Genomic DNA, 6,197 nt, shown 5'->3' on the forward strand with positions numbered 1-6,197 from the left:
TACTCATTATTGATTTTTGTAATTTCTCAAATGAGGCACAAGGTTTGCTCAAATAGGCTTTAGTATGGATAATTCTGCGTCCAGAGAAGAGTTGAAATACCGGGCATTGGCCGGGATTGCCGTTGCCGCTATCGAAGGAGTGGCGATCGATATGGCGGCCCGGCGAGGTCTCGCGGCGGCGATGAGATATATTGAGCTGAACGCGGGGGCCATGCTTCTTTGGGACGAAAATGGCAAGATCCTCGTCAAGGCGGTTGAGGCCAACCTAATTGAAGATAAACAAACCCTGCTCGACGCGGAAGAATCAATCCTCAATAACCTGCGCCGTGAACATAAACTGGGTCAGGCCTATATGGAATTCGGAGGAGAGACTGAAAAATCGCTGTTTACCGTTCCTCTTGAAATCGGAAGTATTCAGTTTGGAGCGGTGATCGGCATCAAAGACGGCAAAGCGCGGTTGCATGAGCACGATGATTTCTTGAAAGCATTGGCGGCGGTGATGGCCCTTGCGGCCGGACCAAAAGGAACCGGAGAGGGAATGACGGTCGATGAGGTCGATAAAAAAGTATCATCAGAAAGAAACGCGGCCCGGGTGGAACTGGCCGTGGCCGTCAATCATCATATCAACAATCCCCTGACGGCTCTTCTGGGTAATCTCCAGCTTCTGAGCCTCAAACATCAGGATTTACCGGAAGATGTTCAGAAGAGACTGGAGGTGATTGAAAATTCTGCCCGGCAAATCAGCGAAGTAACCAAGCGTCTGATGTCTGCCAGCCAGGCCGAGACGACCGAATATATCAACGGTCTCAAGATGACCGATTTTTTTGGAGAAGGAAAAGAAAATAATAATATCGCGGATGAGGATAATAAGGAAGGATAAAGCACTCGTAATTTTACCCCTCCTCTCACCTATGTTGAAAGCCGGTTCCCCACCGGCTTTTTTTTATATTCTCTTAAATTGCTATTCACCATTCACCAGTCAGATAATAATGGCACAGATTTACATGAATCAATTTCGTAATCCGCGGAAAAGTTATTATTTATTTGAAATCGTCATTTGAATTTCCCCAAATTCTGTAGTTTGTCTGATTGATTTCCCCCCGGTGCGTGATAATATATTATTATGTCATTCACAGGCGCATGGAGCCGGACCGCCTTTGAAGACATGATTGTTCAGATATACGGCATCGCCAATATTTACAATTCCATCACAATTCGCGTCGCCTGCCATTAATGGATCGGGTAGCGGACCACCTTTGAATATATGATTAATCAGGAAAACGGCATCCCCTGCATTTACATAACCGTCACCATTAGCATCGCCGCAAATATAATATTGATCGATCCCGTGCTCGTACCAAATATCCTGCATCTCCGTTGTGTAGCTGTGCGATGGCGTCTTAAACCAGCCCAGCCAGAAATCATAGATTCTATCGGGCTTATGGCTGTTAACGGTTCGATTGACCAGAACATCAAGTATATTATTGGAGCCATCACTCAGAGCATCACCAATGCCATCAGGGTTATATAGATTGGGGGGCGGCAATGGAGGCCAGAGATATGTGCTGTAATCGTCATCGGCGGCGTCGTAGATATCCCATAATATACTCGCTACCGAACCTTCGCATTCGGCACCATAATTGTTAGCTGAATAATTTACATAACTATTGACACCTTTTTCACCATTTTCTGTATTATACCAAGAAATATTTATAAAATCATTATCATAGTTACGCCATTGTGAATTACCCGTCATCATATTGGCAAAGAAAGTAGCAAAACCCTCCATTGCCGCCATTGAAGCCCCAATAATTTCATTCCACTCATGAGGGCCTCCCCAGGAATTGTCAAAAAAATGCAGGGTGTCTTCAAGCCAGTGGGCATATTCATGATAAATGACCGATTTATCGTATGTGTCGGGCCTGTATAAAGGATCGTATCTGATATGTTCAATACGTATATACTTATCCTCGACGTTGTAATAACTGCCGGTTCCGTCATCATTAGAAACTATCTGTACAACATCGGGGTACTGATAAGTGAGATTATACCAGGTTTCAGAGGCGGATAAGCCGGCGTCGGCGATGAAAAAATATCCGTTGGAACCGGTATCGGCAACTATCGTGGTGTCATATTCTCCGCCTGCAACATCATCCACGGTCGGAGTTTGAAATTTATGTATATCTCCATTATAGTCATCGGTTATATATGTTGCATCATTTTCGGCATATATACGAAAGTAAACATCCTGTCCATCCGAACCCCAATAGTCGGTGTTATCAATTGACTCAAAGCTAAAGTAACCATATTCATCTGTAATACATTCGCCCAAATAATCATCCGATACCGGCCATATGTCCTCATCCCACATTTCAATTCTAACCCCGCGCATAGGTTTCTGGGTTGTGCCCGGTGGGACGGGATCTTGATAATAAAGATGACCGGTATATGTTATTGAACCTATTATCGTAAACCAATAGGGACCGCCCCAGTCAGGTATATAGCTGAACTGTCCCTCACTATAAGCCCATTGCCAGTAACCCCCACCCCCGAAAAATGTAGAGTCCAGACAGATTGTTTTTCCGTCTGAATAGCTGTCGAACGGGCCAATGGTGATTTTGAATCCAACATCGTTAAAATATCCCGGTAACCCGGTACTATAATGTTTGAGCCCCGTAAAACCGGCGATATCGCTGTCATATCCATCGGCGCTGTAATGGGTGATGATGAATAAAAGATCGAACATGTCTTCCCAACCGCAGTTTAATGTATCTGCAGAAAAATTGTTCCAAACCGCTCCGTCCGGTGAATAGATCCGAAAGCCGTTGGTTAGTCCTTCCATATTGATTTGGGTGGGATTGTTCACTCTCAGGTAGAATGTTACAGGAGCATTGCCATTGAGAATTCCAGGGCTGATTTCGCATCAACGTATTCAAGAGATATCCCCGGTGGATATGTAGGGGAAAGCCCTTGTGGCAATGAGCTTTGTTCATCCTCAATTGTGTCGGATTCATTCTGATCTTCATTCAAACTGTCTTTCGGAGGTTTGTATTTTGAGGACCATGGCGGGGGAGTGAAATATTCAAACCCGACCGGGGCATCGGCTAATTTAATAAGATTTTCCAGACTTATTTTTAATCGATAATAACCCATGTACCGATCGTAAATACAGGAATCGGGCAACGGCCCCAAAATCGATTCCGCACGTTCCCGATGAGACGGTTCCTTAACAAAAAGGATAACATCGTACATGACCTGTAAATGTTCTTGTGTCAGTGTGTCACGAATGGGGTCCTTTGATACAACATTCTTCCCGCCGGGATGAGGATTGAAATTTTCCAATAGCTGAACCTCATCGCCAGTTGTTATTACATCTCGATATATATAGAACTGGAGTGCTCCACATCCCAAAAGAATACGAAGAGTGGTCGTATCATTGTCCAGTACGGAAACTTGAAACGATGTCGAATATGTATGACCTTCATCAAATTGAACCGGCCAGGTATTGACACTAAGTGTATCCTTTATCCGATAAGTCAGGGCAATTACCGTAACGGAACCGGTATCGCCGCACCTTTGAAATTCGGGAGTCGGACCGTATTTTAAATTAAGCGTAATCGGTGAACTTTTTTGAGTTTTATCGGTCAGTTCAAGTGATACATCATAAGGACGCGGCGGCGTAGGTATGGTAGAGAACACACTTCCCGCACCGAAAAGTATCATAAATACCAAAACCGATAGTAACGTTTTCCCATAACATTGCATGTTTCTTCTCCTTCTCATTTTTTTTATTATTTCAATTGACTCATAGACGGCTGAAACCATTCAGGCTTCAGCCCTGCAATTGCACCTCCTTTCTGATTCAATGCCTTATTCTTTTTACACCTCTAACCCCAATATCTTCCGGGGGATTTGTATATTATTGTGTTGCGGCGAGTCTTGCCCTGCCGCCAGTCCGTAAATTATGAAAAGTAAATATTTCCCCACAATACCCTCACACAGCAGAATTGAGTTGTTTTTTGAATTCCCTTATAATAAAGACGCAAAGACAGTATGATTTGTCAAATAGTATGATTAAAAATTTTGTGAAAATTCATCTCTTTTTTGTTTTCACACTGCTACAAAATCATATTATAATGAGAACAAAGGAGGTGAGTCATGAAAAAGCGAATTCCATTTATAGTCGTTTTGATTCTCATTGCCGGATCAAATTTGTCTTTGGCCGGGGCTTTTGGAGAAATCGCGATTTCTGCCGGAGGTATTTTCCCACAGGGGTCGTTTGCTCGTTATGCCGATCCGGGAGGGATGTTAACTATCCGGGGAACCGTTCATATCCCCAATATGGAAATGTTCGTCGCCTGGGCTGATTTTGGTTTTGCCCAGTTTGCACGAGATGAATTTGATACTTATAAGAAAACAGAAATTCCGGGCCTTCCCCCTTTTTATGAACCGATAACACAGGTTACCAAAGAAGATATGATAACCGGGCATATCGGACTGCAATTGGCGTCCATGACCAAACGAGCGTTGTTCAGACCCCGTGCCGCTCTGGGGATTGGGTTTTATCTGTTCAGTCATGAAATTGAATGGAAAGAGGACGTCGGCGATTCTATGGTGGTGATTGCCTCGAAAAGCCTTGACAGCAAAAACTGCTGGGGATGGCGTGCGACGGTAGGCCTGGATATGTTTTTTTCGCCTCAGTGGGGTGGGTCGTTTGAGATGGTTTATGATCATGTTTTTAATCTTCGCCAAAACGAAAGTATTAATGAAACCACCAATCGCACTTCGCGGTTCAATGGTTTTACAATTGGGCTCATCTATATGTTTGGCGGAAAGCAATAGCATCGAAAATTAATTTCAAATATCCGACATCAATGCACGAAAATCGGTGGACAAGGGTTTTGGCATCGTATAAATTGTAGTCATGGCACGATTGGATTACGATGAAATGGTTCGAGCGATGACATCCTGCGACGACGCCTATGATGGGAAATTCTACGTCGGCGTGATATCGACCGGGATTTATTGCCTGCCATCCTGTCCGGCACGGACACCACTTCTGAAAAACGTCGTCTTTTTTGACTCCCGCGAAGAAGCTATCGCCGCCGGATTGCGAGGATGTAAACGGTGCAAATCGGAAGGCTATCCTGATGTTCTCCCTGATTGGCTGCCTGCGTTGATCGAATATATGACGGAGCACAAAAAAGACCGCCTGACCGAACAAACACTTATGAAAATTACCGGCGTCGATATTTCTACTATAAGAAGACATTTTCAAAAATATCTGGGTATTACACCGTTGGCGTTTCATCGGCGGCTCAGGCTCAATCATGCTCGTTATCTAATCGAGCGGGGGAGCGATTATCTTTCGGCGGCGTATGAATGCGGTTGGGAATCATCGAGCGCGTTTCGGGAAGCTTTCGATAATCAATTCGGATTTCCTCCTGGGAGGATTCATGCCGGCTAATCAAATCGTTTACACCGAACTTCCCAGCCCGATGGGGGATATGATCGCCGGGGCAACGGACAATGGTGTTTGTTTTCTCGAATGGCAGGATCGCGGCGGAGTGGATCGAATATTCAAAAGAGTTACTAAGCGATACAAATCAGCTCCGATTAAAGATACTACCAATAACCCGCATCTGGGTAACCTCCGCGTTGAACTGGCGTCGTATTTTGAACGTGAACTGCAGACTTTCAGGGTCAGAATAGATGTCAAAGGTACTCCGTTTGAAACGTCGGTTTGGGAACAGCTCTTGAATATCCCATGCGGCCAGACCCGGTCGTACGCTCAAATCGCGCAGGCTATCGACAAACCTCAGGCGGTGCGAGCGGTCGGTCGAGCCAACGGGGCCAATTATCTCGCGATTGTGATTCCTTGCCATCGAGTTATTACATCCGAGGGGACATTGGGGGGATACGGCGGAAAAGTCTGGCGCAAAAAACGTCTGTTGAATCTCGAATCCGGCGCCGAGGATTTGTGGGAATAAACAGTAATCCAGAAAAAGTTATCCACATTATTTTTTGCGAAAATTCCTTGTAGTGTCATACCTCCGTTTTAGTTACAGTAAATTGGGTTCGTTTTGTCCTTTTTCAGGCAAAGGCCTGTTTTTGGCTGTCGCGCAGTTGACCTACCGTCGGTTCGCCGCTTCGCTAAGGAACCGACGGAACAATGAGCAACTTCTAAAATGGGTTTG

Annotated in this window: 6 protein-coding genes; 4 read left to right on the plus strand and 2 right to left on the minus strand. The window is 44.9% G+C overall.

Going from position 1 to position 6,197, the window contains the following annotated elements; genetic code table 11:
• Positions 1 to 64: 64 nt before the first annotated feature.
• The gene (locus V3V99_13725; protein MEE9443718.1) at positions 65 to 880 is read left to right on the plus strand and encodes a histidine kinase dimerization/phospho-acceptor domain-containing protein; all 816 of its coding nucleotides are present in this window, start codon (positions 65 to 67) and stop codon (positions 878 to 880) included.
• Positions 881 to 1,126: 246 nt separating this feature from the next.
• On the opposite strand, the gene V3V99_13730 is transcribed toward V3V99_13725, so the two are convergent.
• Both V3V99_13730 and V3V99_13735 read right to left on the minus strand, forming a co-directional pair.
• Positions 1,127 to 2,866, minus strand: coding sequence for a dockerin type I domain-containing protein (locus V3V99_13730; protein MEE9443719.1), 1,740 nt, complete (start codon positions 2,864 to 2,866; stop codon positions 1,127 to 1,129).
• A gap of 14 nt (positions 2,867 to 2,880) precedes the next feature.
• Positions 2,881 to 3,765 carry a hypothetical protein gene (locus V3V99_13735; protein MEE9443720.1) on the minus strand — a complete coding sequence of 295 codons (885 nt, stop codon included), beginning with the start codon at positions 3,763 to 3,765 and terminating at the stop codon, positions 2,881 to 2,883.
• Positions 3,766 to 4,158: 393 nt separating this feature from the next.
• Between V3V99_13735 and V3V99_13740 the strand changes: the two genes are divergently transcribed.
• The 3 genes from V3V99_13740 to V3V99_13750 all read left to right on the plus strand — a co-directional run bounded on the left by V3V99_13740 (position 4,159) and on the right by V3V99_13750 (position 5,990).
• Positions 4,159 to 4,842, plus strand: a complete 684-nt coding sequence (locus tag V3V99_13740; GenBank protein ID MEE9443721.1) for a hypothetical protein — start codon at positions 4,159 to 4,161, stop codon at positions 4,840 to 4,842.
• Positions 4,843 to 4,924: 82 nt separating this feature from the next.
• The gene (locus V3V99_13745) at positions 4,925 to 5,467 is read left to right on the plus strand and encodes an Ada metal-binding domain-containing protein (protein ID MEE9443722.1); all 543 of its coding nucleotides are present in this window, start codon (positions 4,925 to 4,927) and stop codon (positions 5,465 to 5,467) included.
• Positions 5,457 to 5,990, plus strand: a complete 534-nt coding sequence (locus V3V99_13750; GenBank protein ID MEE9443723.1) for a methylated-DNA--[protein]-cysteine S-methyltransferase — start codon at positions 5,457 to 5,459, stop codon at positions 5,988 to 5,990. Before V3V99_13745 ends, V3V99_13750 begins: the two co-directional genes overlap by 11 nt.
• The last annotated feature ends 207 nt before the right edge of the window (positions 5,991 to 6,197 follow it).

This window comes from Candidatus Zixiibacteriota bacterium (assembly GCA_036480375.1).
GTDB lineage: Bacteria > Zixibacteria > MSB-5A5 > GN15 > JAAZOE01 > JAZGGI01.